We start from the raw sequence: 22175 nt of genomic DNA on the forward strand, positions 1-22175 counted from the left end.
CCACCTCACTCTCACCCGCCCGGGGCCGCCGGAGAACAAACGGCCGGGCCCTGTCACATGTTTTTCATGCCCTGTGCATGTGGGGGCCGCAAGGGTCGGTTCAGTCGGTGAACGAGCCGTGGCGGCCCGCCCCCGAGGCGAAACGGGCCGCCCCGGAGCCCGTCTCCCCGGCCGCCAGCGGGACCAGGCCGTGCCGGAACTCGGCGGCCAGCGCCTCCCGTTCGGCCAGGCCGTGCTGCTCCAGCACCGACAGCCGGTCGTGGCGCAGGCACAGCTGCGGGAACCCGGCGATCTCCCGGGCGAGTTCCTCCGCCGCCTCGCGCGAACGGCCCTTCGGCACCAGGCGGTTGACCAGCCCGATGGCATGCGCCTCGGCGGCCGGGACGGCCCGCCCGGTGAGGATCAGGTCCATGGCCCGGCTCTCGCCGATCAGCCGGGGGAGCCGGACCGTACCGCCGTCGATCAGCGGCACGCCCCAGCGGCGGCAGAACACCCCGAAGACCGCGTCCTCTTCGGCGACCCGCAGGTCCGCCCAGAGGGCCAGCTCCAGCCCGCCCGCCACCGCGTGCCCGGCGACCGCCGCGATCACGGGCTTGCCCAGGCGCATCCGGGTGGGACCCATCGGACCGTCCCCCTCGGCCTCGACCCGGTTGCCGCGCCCGGTGCCGACGGCCTTGAGGTCGGCGCCCGCGCAGAACGTACCGCCCTCACCCCACAGGACCGCGACCGAGGCGTCCGGGTCGGCCTCGAACTCACGGAAGGCGGCGGCCAGTCGGCCGGCGGTGGGACCGTCCACGGCGTTGCGGGAGCCGGGCCGGGAGAGGATCACCGTGAAGACCGGTCCGGCACGCTCGATCCGAACCGTACGGTCCGCCTCCACCGAGCCGTCCGCCTGCACCGCGCCGTCCTCCACCGTGTTCCCCTTCCGGTCAGCTGCCCGACGCGGCCCATTGTGCCGAGTCGGGGTTCGCTTCGGGCACGGCCCTCGGCGCAGGGTCGGGTGTGGCCGCCGGTGCGGTCCGCGGCGCGGACGTCCGCCGGGGGCGCAGTCCGAGGACCAGCCCGCCGACCACGACGGCCAGCCCGGCCCAGACGGCCGCTCCCGGTACGCCGCCGCCCGTGAGCGCACCGCCCGCCGCGGCCGAGAGCGGGGCCACACCGGTCAGCAGACCGGCCCGCCCGGCGCCGACGGCGGCCACCGTCGAATACCAGAGCACGAAGGCCGCGGCCGTGACCAGGGCGGCCAGGTACCCGACCGCCGCCCACTGCCGGGAGTCCAGGGCCGTGAGGGAGGACGCCGGTTCCGTGGCCACCGCGAGGACGAGGAACATCAGCGCCCCCAGCCACACCGAGTGGACGGACACGCCCCACGCGCCGTGCCGCCGCAGCACCGGCACGGCCAGCAGGGTGAACCCGGCCTCGCAGGCCAGCGCCAGCGTCGCCCACGCCACCCCGGTCGCATCGGTGCGCCCGGTCCCCTGCACCAGAACGGCCCCCGCCACGACGACCGGCGCGGCCAGCAGCACCTGACGGCTGGGCCGCTGCCGCTCCAGCACCGGACCGATCACCCCGAGGAGTACGGGTACGCAGGCCACGGCGACGGCGATGACGGCGGGCTCGGCGTGCGCGACCCCGCGCACGACCGCGATGTTGAAGACGACCAGCCCGCTTCCCGCGAGCCCCGCCAGCCACAGCCACTCCCGCCCGCGCGGCCACACCGGCCGGGCCCCGGCGGCCCGGGCCAGCGCCAGCAGGACGAGGGCGGCCGCGGCGTACCGGACGGCCTGGGCGGTGAAGAGGGGGGCGTCGGTGAGCGTGCGGGAGACGTTGACGCTGGTGCCGACCAGCGCCATGCCGAGCACACCGGGGCCGAGGGAGCGGACGGCGGAGCGGGAACGGTCGCCGGAGAGGGAGCGGTCGCCGGAGGAAGGAGCCGGGGCCGGATGGGGCGTGGTGTTCATGATGTCCACTGTGTGCGGAGAATGGACTCATGAGCAGGTCCAAAGATGTCCAGGTCCAGAGGTCCAAAGAAGCGGCCGGGGACACGGCCCCCGCCCCGGTGGCCCTCGGCTCCGATTTCCTCCAGCTCGACATCGGCCAGGCGCCGCCGGGCTGCCGCACCGAGTGGCTGGCCGACCGGCTGCGGGAGGCGATCGCGGACGGCCGCCTGCCGGTGGGCAGCCGCCTCCCCGCGAGCCGGGTGCTGGCCGAGGAACTGCGCGTCGCGCGCGGGGTCGTCACCGAGGCCTACCAGCGCCTCGCCGAAGCGGGCCAGGTGGCGGGCCGGGGCCGCCTCGGCACCACGGTGGTCGCCGCCCCGCCGGCGCCCGGGCCCGTCACGGCGACGGATCCGGGGGAGGCCACGGGGACGGCGGCGGGAGCGGCCGCGGGGGCGCTGTTCGAGGCGGGTGCGCGGGAGGGCGCGGTCAGCGCGCTGCGGGCCGCCCCCTGCCGGATCGACCTCTCGCCCGGGGTCCCCGACCTCGCCGCGTTCCCGCGCGCCGCCTGGCTGCGGGCCGAGCGCGCCGTCCTGGGCAGCCTGCCCCCGTCCGGTTTCGGCTACGGGGACGCCCAGGGCGCCCCGGAGCTGCGCACGGCGGTCGCGGAGTGGCTCGCCCGGAGCCGCGGGATCAGGGCCGACCCCGGTGAGGTGATCGTCGTGGCGGGCGTGGCCCAGGCGCTGGGCCTGCTCGGCGCCGTGCTGCTGGCGAACGGGGTGGACCGGATCGCCTTCGAGGACCCGGGCTCCCTCGGGGCCCGCCAGCAGCTGGAGTACGGGGGGATCACCACGGTCCCGGTACCGGTGGACGAGGGCGGTCTGCGCGTCGACGCCCTGCGCGCCAGTGGGGCGAAGGCGGCCCTGCTGACCCCGGCGCACCAGTTCCCGACCGGTGTGGTGCTGGACGGCGAGCGCCGCCGCGCCCTGCTGCGCTGGGCCGCCGAGGAGGACGGGCTGATCATCGAGGACGACTACGACGCCGAGCACCGCTACGACCGCACCCCGGTCCCGGCGCTCCGCTCACTGCTGGCCGAGCGGGTCTGTTACGCGGGCAGCGTCTCCAAGCTCCTCGCCCCCGCGCTCCGGGTGGGCTGGCTCCTCGTCCCGCCGCACCACCACGAGGCCGTCGTCACCGCCAAACGCAACGCCGACCTCGGGAACGCGCTCCTTCCCCAACTGGTCCTGGCCCACCTCATGACCTCGGGTGAACTGGAGCGCCACCTGCGGTTCGTCCGCAGGCGCCACCGCGCGCGCCGCGACGCGATGCTCCGGGCCATCGGGACGCACCTGCCCGGGGCGCGGGTGCACGGCGCGGCCGCCGGACTGCACCTGACGGTCACCTTCGACACGCCCTTCGAGGACACCGGCTTCGAGGACACCGGCTTCGAGGACACCGGCTTCGCGGACACCGGCCTCGCCGCCGCCGCGCTCGACGCGGGAGTCAAGGTGCACCCGCTGTCCTGGCACCGGGTGCGCCCCGGGCCGCCCGGTCTGGTGCTGGGGTACGCGGCCGGGCCCGCGAGCGAGATCGAGGAGGGGGTCGCGGTGCTGGGGGCCGCCCTGCGCCGCTCCCGGCCCACCCGCTGAAGACCCGGGAAAAGTTTTTCGGGAACATCGGCAACCTCGGGGGCGGTCGCGCGTCGTGCGGGGGTGAAGGGCGAAATTCCGCGCCCTCCGACCGACCGTGGAGAACCACCTTGAAGATCGTCAAGCGCGCTTCCCGCTCCGCCGACCGTCCCACCGCCCCGGCCGTCCGCCGCGCGGTCCTCGCCGTCGCCGCCGCCGGGGCGCTCGCCTCGCTGGCCGCCCCCGCGTACGCCGCCGGTGTGGCCGCCCCGGCCCCTTCGGCCAGCGCGGTCCCCAGCACCGGGCCGATCACCCCCAGCTCCTCTCCCAGCGCCCGGCCGAGCACCCCCGGCGGCCCGAGCGCCCAGCCGAGCCGCCCCGGCACCCCGACCGCGCAGCCCAGCACCGCCCCGTCGGTGGAGGCCCCCGGCTCGGGCGTGCAGCCGTCCGCCTCCCCGTCCTCGCCCTCGGGCGTCCAGCCGTCCGCCTCCCCCTCTTCGCCCGCCGGTCCGGAGCTCGCGCATACTGGCGGCAGCCCGGCCACGATCGCGATGGGCGCGGGCGCCGCGGTGCTCCTCGTCGCGGGCGCCGGCACCCTGTACGCCGTACGGCGCCGCGCGACCAACTGACGTGCTCCACCCGAGGAACGCCCTGCTCATGCCGTACCCCGCCGCGCTGCGGCCCGCACCACACATACGCCTCGTCCTGCCCGGCTCCGGCCGGGCGGGGCGGGGCGCCCGCGTCCTGCGCGCGCTGCGCGGGTGGCTCCTGCGGGAGGGCCCTGGGCGGGCGCACCCGGGCACGGCGGCCGCCCCGGCGGCGTTCGCCGGGGCGTTCGCGGGCGCGGACGGCGACGCGTTCGACCAGCCGCCCACGGTCACCGAGCTGTACCACGCGCACCGGCTGCGGATGGTCCGGCTGGCGGTGCTCCTCGTGGACGACCCGGCCACCGCCGAGGACGTGGTCCAGGACGCCTTCACGGCCCTGTACCGGCGCCACGGCGAACACATCACCGAAATAGACAACGCCCTCGGCTACCTGCGCACGGCCGTCGTCAACACGGCCCGCTCCGTGCTGCGCCGCAGGCGTACGGTCCGTGCCTGGACCCCGCCCGCCGAGGCCGACGTACCGTCCGCCGAGGAGTACGTGGTCCTCGACGAGGAACACCGCGAAGTGCTGGCCGCCCTCGGCCGGCTGACCCCGCGCCGCCGCGAGGTGCTCGTGCTGCGCTACTGGGCCGACCTGAGCGAGGCGGAGATAGCCGCCACCCTCGGGATCAGCCGGGGCGCGGTGAAGTCGAACGCGAGCCGCGCCCTGGACGCGCTGGAGCGCATCCTGGAAGGCCGGATATGACCACGCCCACCCCGCCCCCCGCCACGGCCTCCGGCACGGGCCCCGGCTCCGCGGCCGAGAGCCGCGCCGCCCGCTTCCGTACGATCCGCGCCGGTCACGGCCCCTCGGCCCCCCTCGGCCCGGCCGGCCCCGCCCGTGGTGCGTACGACGACAGCGGCGCGTTCAACGCCGGTACGCACGACGGCAGCGCCTTCGACCGGGGCGCGGGCCGACCGGGCTCCGCCATCGGCCACGGCTCCGTTTCCGGCTTCGCCGCGGGTCCCGCGGCGGGTCCCGGCGGCCGCCCGGGAGCCGGACCGTTCCGCCTGCTGCCCGGCTCCGGCGGAGGGACCGACGACGGGGACGGGGGAGCAGGGGGAGGAGGAGGCGACGGCGGCGGCGACGGGGAGCGACCCGTCGAGCGGCGGCTGCGGGCCGCGCTGTCGGCGCGCGCCGAACAGGTCACCGTGCGCGGGCTGCGGCCCGCCGATCCCCCCGGCCCGCACCTGCGGCGGCTGTCGTTCCTGCCGCCGCGCCGGTTCGCGCTGCCCCTGGCCGGACTGGCCGCGGCCGCGGCGATCGCGGTCGGCTACATCGCCCTCGCGCCCGATCAGACCCCGCGCCCGGTACCGCCCGCGTCCCCGCCGTCGCTGCCCGCTCCCTCGCCGACGCCCACGCCGGGGGTGGAGCGGCCGGCCCGGGAGCCCTCGGTCGCTCCCTCGGCGGGTCCGTCCGGTAGCGCGTCCGCGTCGGTGCCCCCGGGCCCCACGGCATCCCGGAGCACGCCCTCGGGCCAGGTGTCCCGTCCGCCGGTGCCGAGCGGCAGCCCCACCCCCGGCGGTCCGGTCGGCGCGAGTGCCACTCCGCAGCCCTCGTCGTCGCCGAGTTCCCGGGTCAGCGCGTCGCCGGGCCGGTGATCGCCGCGACGAGCGGCGCGAGGTCCGGGTTCGCGGCAGCCGCGTCCAGGGCCTCGCGCAGCGCGCTGTCGAACGCGCCCCGGGCGGCCGCCAGCAGCGCCAGCCCGGCCTCGCTGACGTCGGTGTAGATGCCCCGGCGGTCCGTGTCGCAGAGGTAGCGGCTGAGCAGCCCGCGGTCTTCGAGGCGGGTGACCAGGCGCGTCGTCGCGCTCTGACTGAGCACCACGGATTCGGCGACCTGGTGCATGCGCAGGTGCCCGCCGGGTCCGTCGTGCTGCCGGCTGAGGACATCGAGGAGCGAGTACTCCCGGACGCTGAGCCCGTGGCCCGCCTGGAGCGTCCGTTCGATGTGGGTCTCGATCCTGCCGTGCAGCAGGGAGAGGGCGCACCAGCCCTGGGAGAGGGCGGTCAGCGCGCCGTCCGTGGCGGTCATGGGGTCCTCCTCGCGTGACGCGCGGGGCCCGCGCACCCCTTCAGAATAGGACACGTCTGCAATAGCCCGCGCTTGCAAATATCCCGCGTGTGCAATTAACGTGGACGCTCGTAAGGCGCCAAGGCAACAGTCGCGCCCCGCCCCCACAGCGCACCCCCTGAAGGGCCCCCTCATGCCACTCGCACTCCTCGCCCTCGCCATCGGGGCCTTCGGGATCGGCACCACCGAGTTCGTGATCATGGGCCTGCTGCCCGAGGTCGCCGCCGGTTACGGCGTCTCGATCCCCACCGCCGGCTTCCTGGTCACCGGCTACGCCCTCGGCGTCGTCCTCGGCGCCCCCCTGATGACCGTCCTCGGCACCCGCATCCCCCGCAAGCGCATGCTGATGCTGCTCATGGGCCTGTTCATCGCGGGCAACCTGCTCTCCGCCCTCGCACCCGCCTTCGGCGTCATGCTGGCCGGCCGGGTGCTCGCCTCCCTCGCCCACGGCGCGTTCTTCGGCATCGGCGCGGTCGTCGCCGCCGAGCTGGTCGCCCCCGAGAAGAAGGCGGGCGCCATCGCCATGATGTTCACCGGGCTCACCGTCGCCAATGTCGTCGGCGTCCCGCTCGGCACCCTCGTCGGCCAGCACCTCGGCTGGCGCGTCACCTTCGTCATCGTCGCCGGGCTCGGCGTCCTCGGCCTGCTCGGCATCGCCCGGCTCGTCCCCGACCTGCCGCGTCCCGAGGGCGTACGGATCCGCCACGAACTGGCCGCGTTCCGCAACGTCCAGGTCCTGCTCGCCATGGCGATGACCGTGCTCGGCTTCGGCGGGGTCTTCGCCGCGGTCACTTACATCACCCCGATGATGACCAACGTCGCGGGCTTCGCCGACACCTCCGTCACCTGGCTGCTCGTCCTCTTCGGCCTCGGCATGGTCGGCGGCAACCTGCTCGGCGGCCGCTTCGCCGACCGCCGCCTGATGCCGATGCTCTACGTGACGCTGGGCGCGCTGGCGCTCGTACTGGCCCTCTTCACCGTGACCGCGCACCACAAGGCCGCGGCGGCGGTCACCCTCACCCTGATCGGGGCCCTCGGGTTCGCCACCGTGCCGCCGCTCCAGAAGCGGGTGCTCGACCAGGCCGCGGGCGCCCCCACCCTGGCCTCCGCGGTGAACATCGGCGCCTTCAACCTCGGCAACGCCCTCGCCGCCTGGCTCGGCGGACTGGTCATCGCGGGCGGCTTCGGCTGGACCGCCCCGAACTGGGTCGGCGCCGCCCTCGCCGCCTCCGCGCTGGTCCTCGCCCTGGTCTCCGGAGCCCTGGAGCGCCGTACGGCACGCAGCGGACGCGTGGTCGCGGCGGGCGCCGGGGTGGGCGCAGGGGTGGGAGCCACCGCCGCGGAAGCGCCCGTCCGGGTCGCGTAGCGGGCCGCCCGGTGGGAGGTTGGTGACCATGGCGCGAACCGGGAAGACGAGCGGAACCGGGCACATACGTACCGCCGGGGCCATACGCACCACCGCGACGGCCATCGCCGTCGCGGTGGCCGCGCTCGCGGTGCCCGGCTGTACGTCGGCCCCCGCGAGCGGCCGTACGGGCGCGGCCTCCGCCGCGAGCTCACCGGCGGCCCCCGGCAGCCCGGACCCGGCGACGTCCAGCGCCCCCGCCCCGTCACCGACCCGCAGCTACCCCCTCTCCACCGCGCCGCAGACCATCCCGGCCGTCCGCACCTTCGAACCCGCCCGCGGCCCCGGCTGGAAACCCGCCCCGCAGGCCCGGGTCCTCGTCGCCCCCGCGAACGCGGCCGCCCTCGCCGACGAGGGCCGGGCGCTCGCCCGGGACCTGAAGCTCGGCTACGCCGAAGACGGCGGCCCGGCCCGGCCCGGAGACGTGGAACTCGCCCTGGGCGCCGCCCCCGCGGGCGGGGCCGAGCCCGTACCCGAGTCGTACACCCTGACCGTCCGAAACGGCGGCGTCCGCATCACCGGCCCCGACGACGCCGGGGTCTTCTACGGCACCCGCACCCTCGAACAGGCCGTCCGCGCCGCCGGATCCATCGGTGAGGGCACGGTCAAGGACGCGCCGGACCGCCCCCAGCGCGGCCTGAACCTCGACATAGCCCGCAAGAACTTCACCGCCCCGTGGATCGAGGACCGGCTGCGCGAGATGGCCGACCTCAAACTCAACCAGCTGGGCCTGCACTTCTCCGACGACCAGGCCTTCCGCATCGCGTCCGTCAGCCACCCCGAGATCGTCTCCGACCCGCACCTCACCCAGGCCGAGGTGCGCGGGATCGTGAACCTCGCGCGCAGCCTGCACATCGAGGTCGTCCCCGAGATCGACTCGCCCGGACACCTCGGCGCCGTCCTGCGGGCCCACCCCGGCCTCCAGCTGCGGGACGCGGGCGGCCGGGCCGTCAAGGGGGCCGTGGACATATCCGACCCGGCGGCCGCCCGGCTCGTGGACGAGCTGCTGCGCGAGTACCTGCCGCTCTTCCCCGGAGCGCACTGGCACGTCGGCGCCGACGAGTACCAGGCGCTGGTGGTCAAGGACCCCCAGGCCTCCTTCCCGCAGCTCGCGGCGGCCGCCCGGAAGCGGTACGGCGCCGGGGCGCGCGTGTCGGACCTGGCCACCGGCTGGCTGAACGACCGCGCCGCCGTGGTCCGCGGCGCGGGACGCGTGCCCAAGGCGTGGAACGACGGGTTCTTCACCGGGGGCGCCGCCACGGCCGCGCGGGACCTCGAAGTGGAGTACTGGACGGGCAAGGAGATCGGGGCCCGGCCGCCCCTGGAGTACCTGCGCGAGGGCCGCCCCGTGGTCAACCTCAACGACGAGTACCTGTACTACGTCCTCGGCGAGCCCAACGACTTCACCTACCCGACCGGGCGCCGCATCTACGAACAGTGGACCCCGCTCGTGCTGCGCGGCACCGAGCCGGTGCCCGCCGGCTACGCCGCGCAGATCCTGGGCGCCCGGCTCGCCGTCTGGTGCGACCTGGCCGGATCCCAGACCCAGACGCAGGTCGCCGACGGGATCCGGCTGCCGCTGGCGGCGCTCGCCCAGAAGGTCTGGGACCCCCGCGCACCGCAGCCGACGTGGGATCAGTTCACGGCCCTCGCCGACCGGCTGCGCTGAACCGGACGGAAACGGACCGAACGGACCGAACGGAACTCAGTAGGCGCTGTTGACGTTGTCGATCGAGCCGTAGCGGGCGGCCGCGTAGTTGCAGGCGGCGGTGATGTTCGCGACCGGGTCGTAGGAGTCGGCCGCCGTGCCGGGTACGTGGTACGCCCGGAAGGTGGGGTCGATGACCTGGAGGAGGCCCTTGGAGGGGATGCCCGCCGCCGCGTTGGAGTCCCAGTTGTTGATGGCGAGGGGGTTGCCCGAGGACTCGCGCAGCACATTGCGGTGGATTCCGTCGTAGGTACCGGGAATTCCGTGCTGGGCCATGATCTCCAGCGACTGGCGGATCCAGCCGTCGAGGTTGTTGGCGTAGAGGGTCGTGGGCCGCGCGGAACGGTCGGCCGCGGCCGTGGAATTGCGGCTCGCCGCGAGGGTCTTGGCGGTGGCCGCCGCCGAAGTCGCCTTTGCCGGGCCGCCGATGGTCAGCGTGATTCCCGGGCGGATGACCGAGGGGTCGGAGCCGATCACCGAGCGATTGTCCTCGTACAGCTTCTTCCAGCCGCCGCTTACGGAATGCGATTCCGCGATCTTGGAAAGGGTGTCGCCGGCCACCACGGAATAGGATTTCGGTGCGGCGGCCGCCGGGGCGGTGGCCTTCGCGCCGGTGGCCTTCGCGGTGGTCGTGGAGGCCGTGGTCGCGGTCGGCTGCGCCGCCTGGGCGCCGGAAGCGCTGATCAGGGGGAGAGCGAGAGCGATGCCGCCGGTGCCCGCGACAGCGAGCAGTCGGGCCAGCGGGCTGGTCTTGGGACGGCGGTGCTTGCCCGATGCGGACATGGCGAATTCCTCTCCGTCGCCTGCGAGGTGAGCTGTCGGGTTCGGACGGGAGCTGTCCGGCCGCGCCGTTTCTCCGCACGGTCCGGACATGCGTGAGGCATGACGGATACGTGCGTGTCAGTGGTGCGACTTCACCCCGAGCCGGTCCGGATCGATGATCCGGATCAGCGGCCTACCTGGTTCCCCCGCTCCTGCCGTACGTGAGTGGGATGGGTTCCCGGGCGGCGGCAGGATTTGGCGGTCCACCCGGATTGCGGTGACCGTAGGCGAGGGCCGAGGCGATGGACAAGGGCTTGAATTCCACGCAGTGATCGGTATATCGATACCGATCTACGGAATTCCTTCCGCCCGGCCGGGGCGGGGAATGCCTAAGGGCATTGCGGCGTCCGGAATTCGGCCTTCCGGGGCCGCCCCGGGGGCTGTGGCGGCGCCGCCGCCCGCGTGACTCACATCACCGGCGCGGCGCCCGTACCCTACATGAGGGCAAATCGCCCATGCATGCCCCTTAGGGAATTTCCGCGAGCCTGCGCAGCGCTTCCAGCGCCTCCCGTACCGAGGCGGCGGAGGCCGGCAGCAGCGGCAGCCGGACGTCGGGGGTCGGGATGCGCCCCTGCGCGTGCAGCACCCCCTTCAGCACCACCGGATTCGGCTCGGCGAACACCGCCGCCGACAGCGGCGTCAGCGCGTGCCCCAGCACCCGCGCGCCCGCCGCGTCGCCCGCCCGCCAGGCCCGCGCGAGGGCGGCGAAACGGTCCGTGGCCAGATGGGCCGAGGCCAGGATCCCGCCGCCCGCCCCGAGGGCCAGCATCGGGGAGACGTACGCGTCGTCGCCCGCCATGACCGTGAACCCCTCCGGCAGATCGCCGAGCAGCGCCACCGCGTCCTGGTCGACAGCGCCCGCCGCGTACTTGACCCCGATGACCCCGGGCAGCGCCCCGATCGCCCGCAGCGCCGGGGCGTCCAGCGGCTGACCCGTCCGGTACGGGATGTGGTAGACGATCAGCGGTACGGGACTGACCGCCGCCAGCCGCTCGAAGTGGGCCAGCACCCCCGCCGCCGCGGGCCGTACGAACGACGGCACGGTCACCAGCGCGGCCCGGACCTCCGGCCACCGCCGCAGCCGCTCCAGCGCGGCCTCGCTCGCCCGCGTACCGCTGCTCCCCGCCCCGACGCTCAGATGCGCCCCGCGCTCCCGGCAGACCCGGGCGCACACCCCGGTCACCGCGTCCCGTTCCGCCGCGTCGAGAGCGGCGGCCTCGGCGGTCGTGCCGAGGGCGACGATGCCGGTGGCGCCCGCCGCGAGCACCTCGTGGGCGAGCGCCTCCAGGGCGTCCAGGGCGACGGCCCCGGACGCGTCGAAGGGGGTGACGAGCGGTACGTGGATCCCGCGGAGGGGGGTCTGAGTCATGTCCTGTGTCATGTTTTGCGCCATGGGGACGAGGGTGGCCCGGCCCCGAGCCCCGGGTCCAGTTCGCATTTCCGTCCCCACCCGTAAGCTGAGCCGATGCTCGACGTACGCCGCCTGCGCCTGCTGCGCGAACTCGCCCGCCGCGGCACCATCGCCGCCGTCGCCGAGGCCCTGTCCTTCAGCCCCTCGGCCGTCTCCCAGCAGCTCTCCGTCCTGGAGCGCGAGGCGGGGCTGGCGCTGCTGGAGCGCACCGGCCGCCGGGTCCGGCTCACGCCCGCCGGCCAGCGCCTGGTCGGGCACGCCGAAGCGGTGCTGGAGCGCCTGGAGCGGGCCGAGGCGGATCTCGCCGAGGCCCGTGGCGGGCTGGCGGGGGCGCTGCGCGTCGGCGCCTTCCCGACCGCGACCCGGGCCCTCGTCCCGGCCGCCCTCGTCGCCCTCGCCCGGCGCCACCCGGCCCTGGAGGCGATGGTCCGAGAGACCGACCCCGCCGCCGTCGCGCACGCCCTGCGCGCCGGTGACCTGGACGTGGCGCTGGTCCACGAGTACGACTTCGTCCCCGGGCCCGCGGAGCCGGGGCTGGACAGCGAGCCGCTGTACCGGGAGGCGATGTACCTCGCGGAACCGGCGCCCGAGTCCGTACCCGTACCCCCAGCGGCCCCCGCCGCCGATCAGGGCGCGGTCCTGCGGGCCCATCGTGACGCCCCCTGGATCACCGCGACCTCCGGCACCCTCTGCCACGCCATGACCGTGCGGGCCTGCCAGGCCGCCGGTTTCACCCCGAGGGAGCGGCACCGGGTGGACGAGTTCGCGACCGTGCTGGCCCTGGTCGCGGCGGGGCAGGGGGTGGCCGTCGTACCGCAACTCGGCGTGCCGGTCCGGTCCGGCGTGCCGGGGGTGCCCGGCGTACTGCTCACGCGGCTGCCGATGGAGCGGCGTACGAACATCGCCTTCCGCAGCGGGTCGGCCGCCCACCCGGCCGTCGCCGCCTTCACCGTCGCCCTCCGCGAGGCGCTGCCGCCGGAGTTGGTGCCGTGACCGGAAACATGACACAACCACCCCACCGGGTCACCCGCGAGGGCCCCGCCGTGTACGTTCGCAGCACGGGACGGATCACACGAGAGTGGGGTATGACGTGACGCATCGCGTACGAGGGGTCATCGCACGGAGCAAGGGCGCGCCGGTGGAGACGACAACGATCCTCGTGCCCGACCCGGGGCCCGGCGAGGCGCTGGTCCAGGTCCAGGCCTGCGGGGTCTGCCACACCGACCTGCACTACCGCGAGGGCGGGATCAACGACGAGTTCCCCTTCCTCCTCGGCCACGAGGCGGCCGGAGTGGTCGAGGCGGTCGGCCCCGGCGTCACCGATGTCGCCCCCGGCGATTTCGTCATCCTCAACTGGCGTGCCGTGTGCGGCAGTTGCCGGGCCTGTAAGCGCGGGCGCCCCTGGTACTGCTTCAACACCCACAACGCCACCCAGCCCATGACCCTGGAGGACGGCACCCCGCTCTCCCCGGCCCTGGGCATCGGCGCCTTCGCCGAGAAGACCCTGGTCGCCGCCGGGCAGTGCACCAAGGTGGACCCGGCTGCCTCGGCCGCCGCCGCCGGACTGCTGGGCTGCGGGGTGATGGCGGGCCTCGGCGCGGCCATCAACACCGGCAACGTCGGGCGCGGCGACTCGGTGGCCGTCATCGGCTGCGGCGGCGTGGGCAACGCGGCCATCGCCGGGGCCCGGCTGGCCGGCGCGGGCCGGATCATCGCGGTGGACCTGGACGACCGCAAGCTGGAACAGGCCAAGGGGCTGGGCGCCACCCACACCGTCAACGGCGCCGCCGAGGACGTGGTCAAGGCCGTCCAGGCGCTGACCGGCGGCAACGGCGCGGACGTGGTCATCGACGCGGTCGGCCGCCCGGAGACCTACCGGCAGGCCTTCTACGCCCGGGACCTGGCCGGCACCGTGGTGCTCGTCGGCGTCCCCACCCCGGAGATGAAGCTCGAACTCCCGCTCCTGGATGTCTTCGGCCGCGGCGGCGCCCTCAAGTCCTCCTGGTACGGGGACTGTCTGCCCGAGCGCGACTTCCCGCTGCTGATCGACCTCTACCTGCAAGGCCGCCTGGACCTCGACGCCTTCGTCTCCGAGACCATCGCACTCGACGAGGTCGAAGAGGCCTTCGCCCGCATGCAACGCGGCGAAGTCCTCCGCTCGGTCGTCCTCTTCTGACCCCGCCTCCCGTGGCCGGGCCCGGTGCCGGGGCGGGGCCGACCCCCGCCCGGCCGGGATCCGCGCCGGGGACCCGGGGGCCCGGAGCCCGGTCGTGAGCAGGCGGTAGCCGCTCCGGTGCCTCCGGCGGCGCCTCAAACGCCGGCGAGGCTGAAAGGGTGCCCCCGATCCGGATCCGGACCGGGGCAGAGCCCAGGGCCGACCATGTAAGCCCCGCCGGCGTTTGAGGCGCCGCCGGAGGCGCCCGGGCGGTCACTGTCTGCTCCTGGCCGGGTCCCGGGCGTGCATCGCGGCTGCCTGTTACTGGCGGGGTCCGGGGGGTGTCCCTTTCAAGCCTCGCCGGCGTTTGAGGCGCCGCCGGTGGCGCCCGGGCGGTCACTGCTGCTCATGGCCGGGCCCTGAGTGTGCACTGCGGCCGTCTGCCTCCGGCGGGGTCCGGGGGGTGTCCCTTTCAAGCCTCGCCGGCGTTTGAGGCGCCGCCGGAGGCGCCCGGGCGGTCACTGCCTGCTCATGGCCGGGCCCTGAGTGCGTACTGCGGCCGTCTGCCTCCGGCGGGGTCCGGGGGGTGTCCCTTTCAAGCCTCGCCGGCGTTTGAGGCGCCGCCGGTGGCACCCGGGCGGACACCGCCCGCTCACCGTCAGGCCCCCGAGCACCGGCCGCCGGACGCTCCCGGCGGGGCCCGGACGGTGCCCGTAGGCCCGTACTAGACTCGGCCCGGCCGCCGTCTCCGTCGCGGCCAGGACGGACACCGGCACCCCGCCACCGCATCCGCACCCGCACCGACCCTGGGATCCGTCCGTGACCATCAGTCAGAGCCACAGCCACAGCCACAGCTACCGCCAGCCCGGCGTCGTCCTCACCGACCACCGCTTCACGGTCCCGCTGGACCACGACCGCCCGGACGGCGAGCGGATCGAGCTGTACGCCCGTGAGGCCGTGGCCAGCGGCAAGGATCCGGCCTCGCTGCCCTGGCTGCTCTACCTGGAGGGCGGCCCCGGCTTCGGCGCCCGCCGCTTCACCGGCCGCCAGGCCTGGCTGGAGCGGGCCCTGACCGAGTTCCGGGTCCTGCTCCTGGACCAGCGCGGCACCGGCCGCTCCACCCCCGCCAACCGGCAGACCCTCCCGCTGCGCGGCGGCCCCGCCGAACAGGCGGAGTACCTCGCGCACTTCCGCGCCGACGCGATCGTCCGGGACTGCGAAGCGATCCGCCCGGCCCTCACCGGCGGCGCGCCCTGGACCGTACTCGGCCAGAGCTTCGGCGGGTTCTGCGTCACCCGCTACCTGTCGACCGCCCCCGAGGGCCTGGCCGCCGCCCTGATCACCGGCGGTCTCCCGGCCCTCGACGCCACCGCCGACGAGGTCTACGCGGCGGCCGTCCCGCGGGTCGAGCGCAAGAACCTGGCCCACTACGCCCGGTACCCGATGGACGTCGAACGCGCCCGCGCCATCGCCGCCCACCTCGCCGAGCACCCCACCGAACTCCCCGGCGGCCATCCGCTCACCCCCGAGGCGTTCCAGTCCCTCGGCATCCTCCTCGGCACCGGCGACGGCAGCCATCAGCTGCACTACCTCCTGGAGGACGCCTTCGTCCGCACCCCCGCCGGACCGGCCCTCTCGGACGCGTTCCTGGACGGCGTGCGGCCGTTGCTGTCCTTCGCCGGACACCCGCTGTACGCGCTCGTGCACGAGGCGATCTACGCCCAGGACCCGGCGGCCCCCACCGCCTGGGCCGCCGAACGGGTCCGCGCCGGGCACCCCCGTTTCGACGCCGCCAAGACCCTGGCGGGCGACGAGCCGCTGCTCTTCAGCGGCGAGAGCGTGCACCCCTGGCACTTCGCCACCGACCCGTCGCTGGTCCCGCTGCGCGCGACCGCCGAGGCCCTCGCCGCCCGTACCGGCTGGCAGCCCCTCTACGACCGGGCGCGCCTCGCGGTGAACGAGGTGCCGGTGGCCGCCGCCGTCTACCACGACGACATGTACGTGGACACCGCCCACTCGCTGGACACCGCCCGCGCGATCCGCGGCCTGCGCACCTGGGTGACGGACGAGTTCGAGCACGACGGGGTCCGCGCGGGCGGCCCGCGGGTCCTGGACCGTCTGCTCGCCCTGGTCCGGGACGAGGTCTAGAGGGGTACGCCCCCCCGTCTAGAGAGGCACGCCCCCGCTCCGGTCATGTCGCCCCCGTGTCCGTCAGGTTGACGGACCGTCGGCCGGTCCCGTCGCCTATCGTGCGCATCATGACCGATGCACCGAATCAGCTGGAAGCCATGCCCGCCGACTGGCAGCGCGCGCTGGCCGTCGTCGCGCACCCGGACGACCTGGAGTACGGCGGCGCGGCCGCGGTGGCGGACTGGACGGACGGCGGCCGCGAGGTCGTCTACCTGCTGGCCACGCGCGGCGAGGCCGGGATCGACGGGATCGCGCCCGAGGAGTGCGCCGCGCTGCGGGAGGCCGAGCAGCGGGCCAGCGCGGCCGTCGTCGGCGTGCACGCGGTGGAGTTCCTCGACCACCGTGACGGGGTGGTCGAATACGGCCTGCGGCTGCGCCGCGAGATCGCCGCGGCGATCCGCCGCCACCGCCCCGAACTCGTCATCACGCTGAACCACCGGGACACCTGGGGCGGCGAGGGCGGCGGCGGGTACTGGAACACCCCCGACCACCGGGCGGTCGGCCGGGCCACGCTGGACGCGGCGGCCGACGCGGGCAACCGCTGGATCTTCCCCGAACTCATCACCGAGGAGGAGCTGGAGCCCTGGAACGGGGTGCGCTGGGTGGCGGTGGCCGGTTCCAGCACGCCGACGCACGCGGCGGACGCCGCCCCCGGGTTCGAGCGGTCCGTCGCGTCCCTGCTGGAGCACCGCGCGTACATCGAGGGCCTGACGGACGAGGACCCCGAGAGCTACGTACGCGGGTTCCTGACGGCGAACGTCGAGCGCGCGGCGCCCCGCTTCGGTGGCCGTCCCGCGGTGGCGTTCGAGGTCTTCCCGCGCTGACCCTTCCCGGCCCTTCCCGGCCCTTCCCCGGCCGGCCCGCCGGACCTATTCTGGCGTATCGTCAGATGGGAGCCGGGGCGTGATCGACACTCTGTCCACGGAGATCGCGAAGGGTGAGGAACGCATCCGTCTGGAAGTCGCCGACGGACTCGCGGTCCTCACCCTGTGCCGTCCGGAGAAGCTCAACGGCTGGAGCTGGGAATCCACCCGGCAGCTGGGCCTGCTCGCGGACCGGATCCGCTTCGACGCCTCCGTGCGGGCGGTCCTGCTGCGGGCCGAGGGGCGGGCCTTCTGCGCGGGCATCGACGTCACCGCCCCCGGCGGGGCGATCACCGGAGCCTCGCCCGCGGAACGGACCCGCAACTACTACGAGGGCATCCGCTGGGTGCACGAGCGCTTCGCCGTCCTCGCCCGGCTCCCGCAGCCCGTGGTCGCCGCCGTCCAGGGATACTGCCTCGGCTTCGGCTTCGAACTGGCGCTGATGGCCGACATCCGGGTCGCCGCCGACGACGCCGTCTTCGCCCTGCCGGAAGCCGGGCTCGGTGTGGCGGTGGACGCGGGCGGCGACCTGCGGATCGCCCGCGAGGCGGGCGCGGGCTGGGCGAAGATGCTGGCGCTGACCGGCCGCCGGATCGACGCGACGACGGCCGAGCGGCTCCACCTCGTCCAGCTGGTGACCACCCGCGAGGCCCTGGACGCCGAGGCGCGGGCGCTGGCGGCGGAGATCGCGGCCAACGCCCCGCTCGCGGTCCAGGGCATCAAGCGGGCGGTCGACGCCTACGCCGACGCGGCGCTGCCGGGCGCCCTGGACCGGGTCGCGATGACGGCGGCCCTCACGCTGACCTCCGAGGACAGCCGCGAGGGCTACACCGCCAAGGCCGCCCGCCGCCCGCCGCACTTCGAGGGCCGCTGAGCGCTACCCCGTCACCCCGCGAAGGGCCCGCGGCCCAGCTGTTCGCGGACCGGGACCACCTCCGGGCCGACCAGGGACCGGCGCTGCCAGTTCGCGCCGTCCACCACGAGCGTGTGTCCGGTGACGAAGCGGGCGTAGGGCGAGGCCAGGAAGGTGGCCGCCCAGCCCAGTTCGCGGGGCAGGCCGACCCGCAGCGCGGGCTGGCGGGCGTCCTTGGCGTCGGGACCCGCCCGGTCGAGGCCGTCGCGGATGTCCCCGGTCATGTCGGCGTGCGGGAAGAGGCCCGGGACCAGGCCGTTGATCTGGATCCCGTACGGTCCCCACTCGACGGCCAGGGTCTCCACCAGGTTCTTCACGCCCGCCTTGGCGGCCGCGCTGTGCGCGAAACCGGGGCCGCCCGTCCAGGCGTACGAGGCGCCGATGCTGACGATCGACCCCGGCGTACCGGCGGCCAGGTGCCGGCGGCCGAACTCGCGGGTCATGAACCAGGTCCCGGTCAGCGTGATGTCGACCACCGCCCGCCAGGCGTTGGGGGAGAGGTCCTCCGCCGGGCAGGGGAAGTTGGCGGCGGCGTTGTTGACGAGTACGTCGGGCAGCCCGAGCGCGGCCTCCGCGGCGTCGAAGACCTCCGCGACCCGCTCCGGGTCCCGGATGTCACAGACGGCCGCGGTGACCCGCCCCGCGCCGGGGACGGCGGCCAGCTCCTCGCGCGCCGCCTTCAGCTGCCCGGCCCGGCGGCTCGCGATCACCAGGTCCGCGCCGAGCCGGGCGAACTCGGCGGCGATCGCCTTGCCCAGCCCGGTGCCGCCGCCCGTCACCAGGACCACCTGACCGGCGTACGTACCGGGCGGGAGCGCGGCGGCGCCGAGCGGCGGCGGCCCGGGCAGCCCACCCGGTACGGGCGGCGGCCCACCCGGCGGGTGCGTTCCGGTCGTTCCGGTCGGGGTGTTCTCGTGGGACTCCATGGGCCATCGATAGCGCGACGGACCCCAGATCACCATGGCCACGGCCCCGCAAGGCCGCGGCCTCGACGACCTGGTCGACCAGCTCTCCGCCCCGGTCCGGGCCGCTGGTCCGGACCGGACCAACTGGTTCCCGCTGGGGCTCACCGGTTCCCAACGGGGGAAGCGACCGCTTAGTATGCCCGCGGAGCGTGGTTCCTCGACGGCGGCTGGAGGCCCCGGATGCAGGCATGGCGAGTACATACCCCGGGTGAGCCCCGTGAGGCCATGCGCCTCGAAGAGATTCCCGAACCGGTGCCCGGTGAGGGCGAGGTGAAGCTCAGGGTGCTCGCGGCCAACGTCAACTTCCCCGACGCGCTGCTCTGCCGGGGCCAGTACCAGATCCGGCCGCCGCTGCCCTTCACCCCCGGCGTCGAGATCTGCGGCGAGACCGAGGACGGGCGCCGGGTCATCGCCAACCCGAGCCTGCCGCACGGCGGTTTCGCCGAATTCGTCACCGCGGACGCGCGCGCCCTGCTGCCCGCCCCCGACAGCCTCGACGACGCCGCGGCCGCGGCCCTGCACATCGGCTACCAGACCGGCTGGTTCGGCCTCCACCGCAGGGCCCGGCTCCAGCCCGGCGAGACCCTCCTCGTGCACGCCGCCGCGGGCGGCGTCGGCAGCGCCGCCGTCCAGCTCGGCAAGGCCGCCGGGGCCACCGTCATCGGGGTCGTGGGCGGCAAGGCCAAGGCGGCCGTCGCCGAGGAGCTGGGCTGTGACCTGGTCATCGACCGGCACACAGAGGACCTGGTCGCCCGGGTCAAGGAGTTCACCGGCGGCCGCGGCGCCGACGTCGTCTTCGACCCGGTCGGCGGCGACGCCTACACCGCCTCCGCCAAGTGCGTCGCCTTCGAGGGCCGGATCCTGGTCGTCGGCTTCGCGAGCGGCACCGTCCCCGCCCCCGCCCTCAACCACGCCCTGGTCAAGAACTACTCGGTCGTCGGCCTCCACTGGGGCCTGTACGCGCAGCGGGACCCCGCGGCGGTCCTCGCCTGCCACACCGAGCTGACCCGGCTCGCCGCCGAGGGCGCCATCAGCCCGCTGGTCAGTGAACGGGTCCCGCTCGCCGGGGCGGCCGACGCCGTCCAGCGCGTCGCCGACGGAGTCACCACCGGCCGCCTGGTCGTCGTACCGGCCCTGGACGGAGGTGCCCGGTGACCGTCACCGCCGAGGAACTCCTCGACCGCACCCGCGCGCTGCTCGCCGCCCACCCGCCCGCCGACACCTCCCGCACCGCCTTCCTGCGCGCCCGCTTCGACGCCGGACTCGCCTGGGTGCACTACCCCGAGGGCCTCGGCGGCCTCGGCGCACCGCGCGCCCTGCAGGTCGCCGTGGACGCCGAACTGGAGGCCGCCGGGGCCCCCGACAACGACCCGCGGCGCATCGGCATCGGTCTCGGCATGGCCGCGCCCACGATCCTCGCCTACGGCACCGACGAGCAGAAGCGCCGCTTCCTGCGCCCCCTGTGGGTGGGCGAGGAGGTCTGGTGCCAGCTGTTCAGCGAGCCCGGCGCCGGATCGGACCTCGCGGCGCTCAGCACCCGCGCGGTGCGCGAGGGCGACCACTGGACCGTCGACGGCCAGAAGGTGTGGACCTCCAGCGCGCACACCGCGCGCTGGGCCATCCTGATCGCCCGCACCGACCCGGCCGTGCCCAAGCACCAGGGCATCACCTACTTCCTGTGCGACATGAGCGCCCCCGGCGTCGAGGTCAGGCCGCTGCGCCAGATCACCGGCGAAGCCGAGTTCAACGAGGTCTTCCTCACCGGCGTACGGATCCCCGACGCCCACCGGCTCGGCGCCGTCGGCCAGGGCTGGGAGGTCGCCCGCACCACCCTCATGAACGAACGCGTCTCCATCGGCGGCATGCGGATCCCGCGCGAGGGAGGCATGATCGCGCCCGTCGCGGCCGCCTGGCGCGAGCGCCCCGCACTGCGCACCCACGCCCTGCACCAGCGGCTGCTGGAGCTGTGGGTCGAGGCCGAGGTCGCCCGCCTCACCGGCGAACGGCTGCGCCAGCAGCTCGCCGCCGGGGCGCCCGGCCCGGAGGGCTCGGGCATGAAGCTCACCTTCGCCCGCCTCAACCAGGAGATCAGCGGCCTGGAGGTGGAACTCCTCGGCGAAGAGGGCCTGTTGTACGAGGACTGGACCATGCGCCGCCCCGAACTCGTCGACTTCACCGGCCGCGACGCCGGATACCGCTATCTGCGCGCCAAGGGCAACAGCATCGAGGGCGGGACCAGCGAGGTCCTCCTCAACATCGTCGCCGAACGCGTCCTGGGCCTGCCCGCCGAGCCGCGCGACGACAAGGACCTCGCCTGGAAGGACCTGGCCCGATGACCTCCACCCCCGACCTGCTGTACTCGGAGACCGAGGAAGAACTCCGTTCGGCGGTACGCGCGCTGCTCACCGACCGCTGCGCCCCCGCGGCCCTCCTCGGGCGCATCGAAACCGCCGCGCCCTACGACCCGGCCCTGTGGACCACCCTCGCCTCGGGCATCGGCGCGGCCGGGCTGCTGGTCCCGGAGAAGCTCGGCGGACAGGGCGCGAGCCACCGCGAGGCCGCCGTCGTCCTGGAGGAACTGGGCCGGGCCGTCGCCCCGGTCCCCTACCTGACCAGCTCCGTCCTGGCCACCGGGATCCTGCTCGACTGCGACTGCCAGCACCCGGCCGTCGCCGGGCTGCTCGCCGAACTCGCCTCCGGGACACGGGTGTGCGTCCCGGTCCTGCCGCTCACCCTCGCCCCCGGCGCGCCGCCCGCCGTCCTCGTCCGGGACACCGGGGACGGGGTGCTCACCGGTACCGTCACCGCGGTCGCCGACGCGGTCGCCGCCGACGTCCTGCTGGTGCTCGCGGACACCGGGCTGTACGCCGTCCCGGCCGCGGAGGCCCGTATCGCACCGCAGGTTCCGCTGGACCTGACCCGGCCGCTCGCCGCCGTCACCCTGGACGGGGCCCGCGGCACCCGGCTCGCGGACCCCGCCACCGCGCGCGCCGCGATCGCCGGGGCGCTGCTCTCCGGGGCGGGGCTGCTGGCCTCGGAACAGCTCGGGCTCGCGCAGTGGTGCCTGGAGGAGACCATGGCCCACGTCCGCACCCGGCACCAGTTCAACCGGCCCATCGGCTCCTTCCAGGCCCTCAAGCACCGCCTCGCCCGGCTGTGGCTCGATGTCGCCTCGGCCCGCGCGGCCGCCCGGGGCGCCGCCGACGCCCTGGCCACCTCGGCCCCGGACGCGCCGCTCGCCGTGGCCGTCGCACAGGCCTTCTGCTCCGGGGTCGCCGTGCGCGCCGCCGAGGAGTGCGTCCAGCTGCACGGCGGCATCGGGATGACCTGGGAACACCCCGCCCACCTCTACCTCAAGCGGGCCAAGGCCGACTCGCTGGCCCTGGGCACGGCGGGCCACCACCGCGCCCTGGTCGCCGAATTCGCCGAACTCCCGGCGCCTTAGGGAGGGTTCGTC

20 protein-coding genes and 1 riboswitch are annotated in these 22175 nt (G+C 75.2%); of the genes, 14 read left to right on the forward strand and 6 right to left on the reverse strand.

Features of this window, described 5'->3' with window-relative positions:
- Positions 1-100: 100 nt before the first annotated feature.
- Positions 101-913, reverse strand: coding sequence for a crotonase/enoyl-CoA hydratase family protein (locus tag OHS33_RS32030; protein ID WP_330333905.1), 813 nt, complete (start codon positions 911-913; stop codon positions 101-103).
- Between the two features lie 16 nt (positions 914-929).
- A complete protein-coding gene (locus OHS33_RS32035; protein WP_330333906.1) occupies positions 930-1961 on the reverse strand; it encodes a DMT family transporter in 1032 nt (343 codons plus the stop codon).
- 29 nt (positions 1962-1990) lie between these two features.
- Here OHS33_RS32035 and pdxR point away from each other — a divergent pair, with 29 nt between their 5' ends.
- From pdxR to OHS33_RS32055, 4 genes are all read left to right on the forward strand, one after another.
- Complete coding sequence (gene pdxR, locus OHS33_RS32040) at positions 1991-3586, forward strand: MocR-like pyridoxine biosynthesis transcription factor PdxR (protein WP_330333907.1); 1596 nt, start codon at positions 1991-1993, stop codon at positions 3584-3586.
- Between the two features lie 110 nt (positions 3587-3696).
- On the forward strand, positions 3697-4194 hold the full coding sequence (locus OHS33_RS32045; protein ID WP_330333908.1) for an LAETG motif-containing sortase-dependent surface protein: 498 nt from the start codon (positions 3697-3699) through the stop codon (positions 4192-4194).
- A 28-nt stretch (positions 4195-4222) separates the two neighbouring features.
- A complete protein-coding gene (locus OHS33_RS32050; RefSeq protein ID WP_330333909.1) occupies positions 4223-4918 on the forward strand; it encodes an RNA polymerase sigma factor in 696 nt (231 codons plus the stop codon).
- A complete protein-coding gene (locus OHS33_RS32055; RefSeq protein WP_330333910.1) occupies positions 4915-5814 on the forward strand; it encodes a hypothetical protein in 900 nt (299 codons plus the stop codon). Before OHS33_RS32050 ends, OHS33_RS32055 begins: the two co-directional genes overlap by 4 nt.
- Here the strand turns inward: OHS33_RS32055 and OHS33_RS32060 are convergent.
- Positions 5792-6247, reverse strand: a complete 456-nt coding sequence (locus OHS33_RS32060; protein ID WP_330333911.1) for a MarR family winged helix-turn-helix transcriptional regulator — start codon at positions 6245-6247, stop codon at positions 5792-5794. The genes OHS33_RS32055 and OHS33_RS32060 overlap by 23 nt on opposite strands.
- Before the next feature lie 172 nt (positions 6248-6419).
- Here OHS33_RS32060 and OHS33_RS32065 point away from each other — a divergent pair, with 172 nt between their 5' ends.
- Both OHS33_RS32065 and OHS33_RS32070 read left to right on the forward strand, forming a co-directional pair.
- Entirely contained in the window at positions 6420-7652 is a 1233-nt protein-coding gene (locus OHS33_RS32065) for an MFS transporter (RefSeq protein WP_330333912.1), read from the forward strand.
- Between the two features lie 28 nt (positions 7653-7680).
- Positions 7681-9360 carry a beta-N-acetylhexosaminidase gene (locus OHS33_RS32070; protein WP_330333913.1) on the forward strand — a complete coding sequence of 560 codons (1680 nt, stop codon included), beginning with the start codon at positions 7681-7683 and terminating at the stop codon, positions 9358-9360.
- Positions 9361-9396: 36 nt separating this feature from the next.
- On the opposite strand, the gene OHS33_RS32075 is transcribed toward OHS33_RS32070, so the two are convergent.
- Positions 9397-10182 carry a LysM peptidoglycan-binding domain-containing protein gene (locus OHS33_RS32075; protein ID WP_330333914.1) on the reverse strand — a complete coding sequence of 262 codons (786 nt, stop codon included), beginning with the start codon at positions 10180-10182 and terminating at the stop codon, positions 9397-9399.
- A 4-nt stretch (positions 10183-10186) separates the two neighbouring features.
- Positions 10187-10399, reverse strand: a riboswitch (cyclic di-AMP (ydaO/yuaA leader).
- Positions 10400-10687: 288 nt separating this feature from the next.
- Positions 10688-11590, reverse strand: coding sequence for a dihydrodipicolinate synthase family protein (locus OHS33_RS32080; protein WP_330333915.1), 903 nt, complete (start codon positions 11588-11590; stop codon positions 10688-10690).
- A gap of 96 nt (positions 11591-11686) precedes the next feature.
- On the opposite strand from OHS33_RS32080, the gene OHS33_RS32085 reads away from it, so the two are divergent.
- The 5 genes from OHS33_RS32085 (at position 11687) to OHS33_RS32105 (ending at position 17714) form a co-directional block, all read left to right on the forward strand.
- On the forward strand, positions 11687-12625 hold the full coding sequence (locus OHS33_RS32085) for a LysR family transcriptional regulator (protein WP_330333916.1): 939 nt from the start codon (positions 11687-11689) through the stop codon (positions 12623-12625).
- Between the two features lie 97 nt (positions 12626-12722).
- Entirely contained in the window at positions 12723-13808 is a 1086-nt protein-coding gene (locus OHS33_RS32090) for an S-(hydroxymethyl)mycothiol dehydrogenase (RefSeq protein ID WP_330333917.1), read from the forward strand.
- A 798-nt stretch (positions 13809-14606) separates the two neighbouring features.
- Positions 14607-15935: an alpha/beta fold hydrolase gene (locus OHS33_RS32095; RefSeq protein WP_330333918.1), complete on the forward strand. Its 1329-nt coding sequence runs from the start codon at positions 14607-14609 to the stop codon at positions 15933-15935.
- A 110-nt stretch (positions 15936-16045) separates the two neighbouring features.
- A complete protein-coding gene (locus tag OHS33_RS32100) occupies positions 16046-16801 on the forward strand; it encodes a PIG-L deacetylase family protein (RefSeq protein WP_330333919.1) in 756 nt (251 codons plus the stop codon).
- Positions 16802-16880: 79 nt separating this feature from the next.
- Positions 16881-17714: an enoyl-CoA hydratase/isomerase family protein gene (locus OHS33_RS32105; protein WP_330333920.1), complete on the forward strand. Its 834-nt coding sequence runs from the start codon at positions 16881-16883 to the stop codon at positions 17712-17714.
- An 11-nt stretch (positions 17715-17725) separates the two neighbouring features.
- Here OHS33_RS32105 and OHS33_RS32110 read toward each other — a convergent pair whose 3' ends face one another.
- On the reverse strand, positions 17726-18679 hold the full coding sequence (locus OHS33_RS32110) for an SDR family oxidoreductase (RefSeq protein WP_330333921.1): 954 nt from the start codon (positions 18677-18679) through the stop codon (positions 17726-17728).
- A gap of 219 nt (positions 18680-18898) precedes the next feature.
- Here OHS33_RS32110 and OHS33_RS32115 point away from each other — a divergent pair, with 219 nt between their 5' ends.
- From OHS33_RS32115 to OHS33_RS32125, 3 genes are read left to right on the forward strand one after another with little or no spacing between them, the layout of a single operon-like run.
- On the forward strand, positions 18899-19873 hold the full coding sequence (locus OHS33_RS32115) for an NADPH:quinone oxidoreductase family protein (RefSeq protein ID WP_330333922.1): 975 nt from the start codon (positions 18899-18901) through the stop codon (positions 19871-19873).
- A complete protein-coding gene (locus tag OHS33_RS32120) occupies positions 19870-21054 on the forward strand; it encodes an acyl-CoA dehydrogenase family protein (protein ID WP_330333923.1) in 1185 nt (394 codons plus the stop codon). The genes OHS33_RS32115 and OHS33_RS32120 overlap by 4 nt, the downstream gene beginning before the upstream one ends.
- Positions 21033-22163, forward strand: coding sequence for an acyl-CoA dehydrogenase family protein (locus OHS33_RS32125; protein WP_443065483.1), 1131 nt, complete (start codon positions 21033-21035; stop codon positions 22161-22163). The genes OHS33_RS32120 and OHS33_RS32125 overlap by 22 nt, the downstream gene beginning before the upstream one ends.
- Positions 22164-22175: the final 12 nt, after the last annotated feature.

The organism is Streptomyces sp. NBC_00536, assembly GCF_036346295.1.
In the GTDB taxonomy this organism is placed as follows: domain Bacteria; phylum Actinomycetota; class Actinomycetes; order Streptomycetales; family Streptomycetaceae; genus Streptomyces.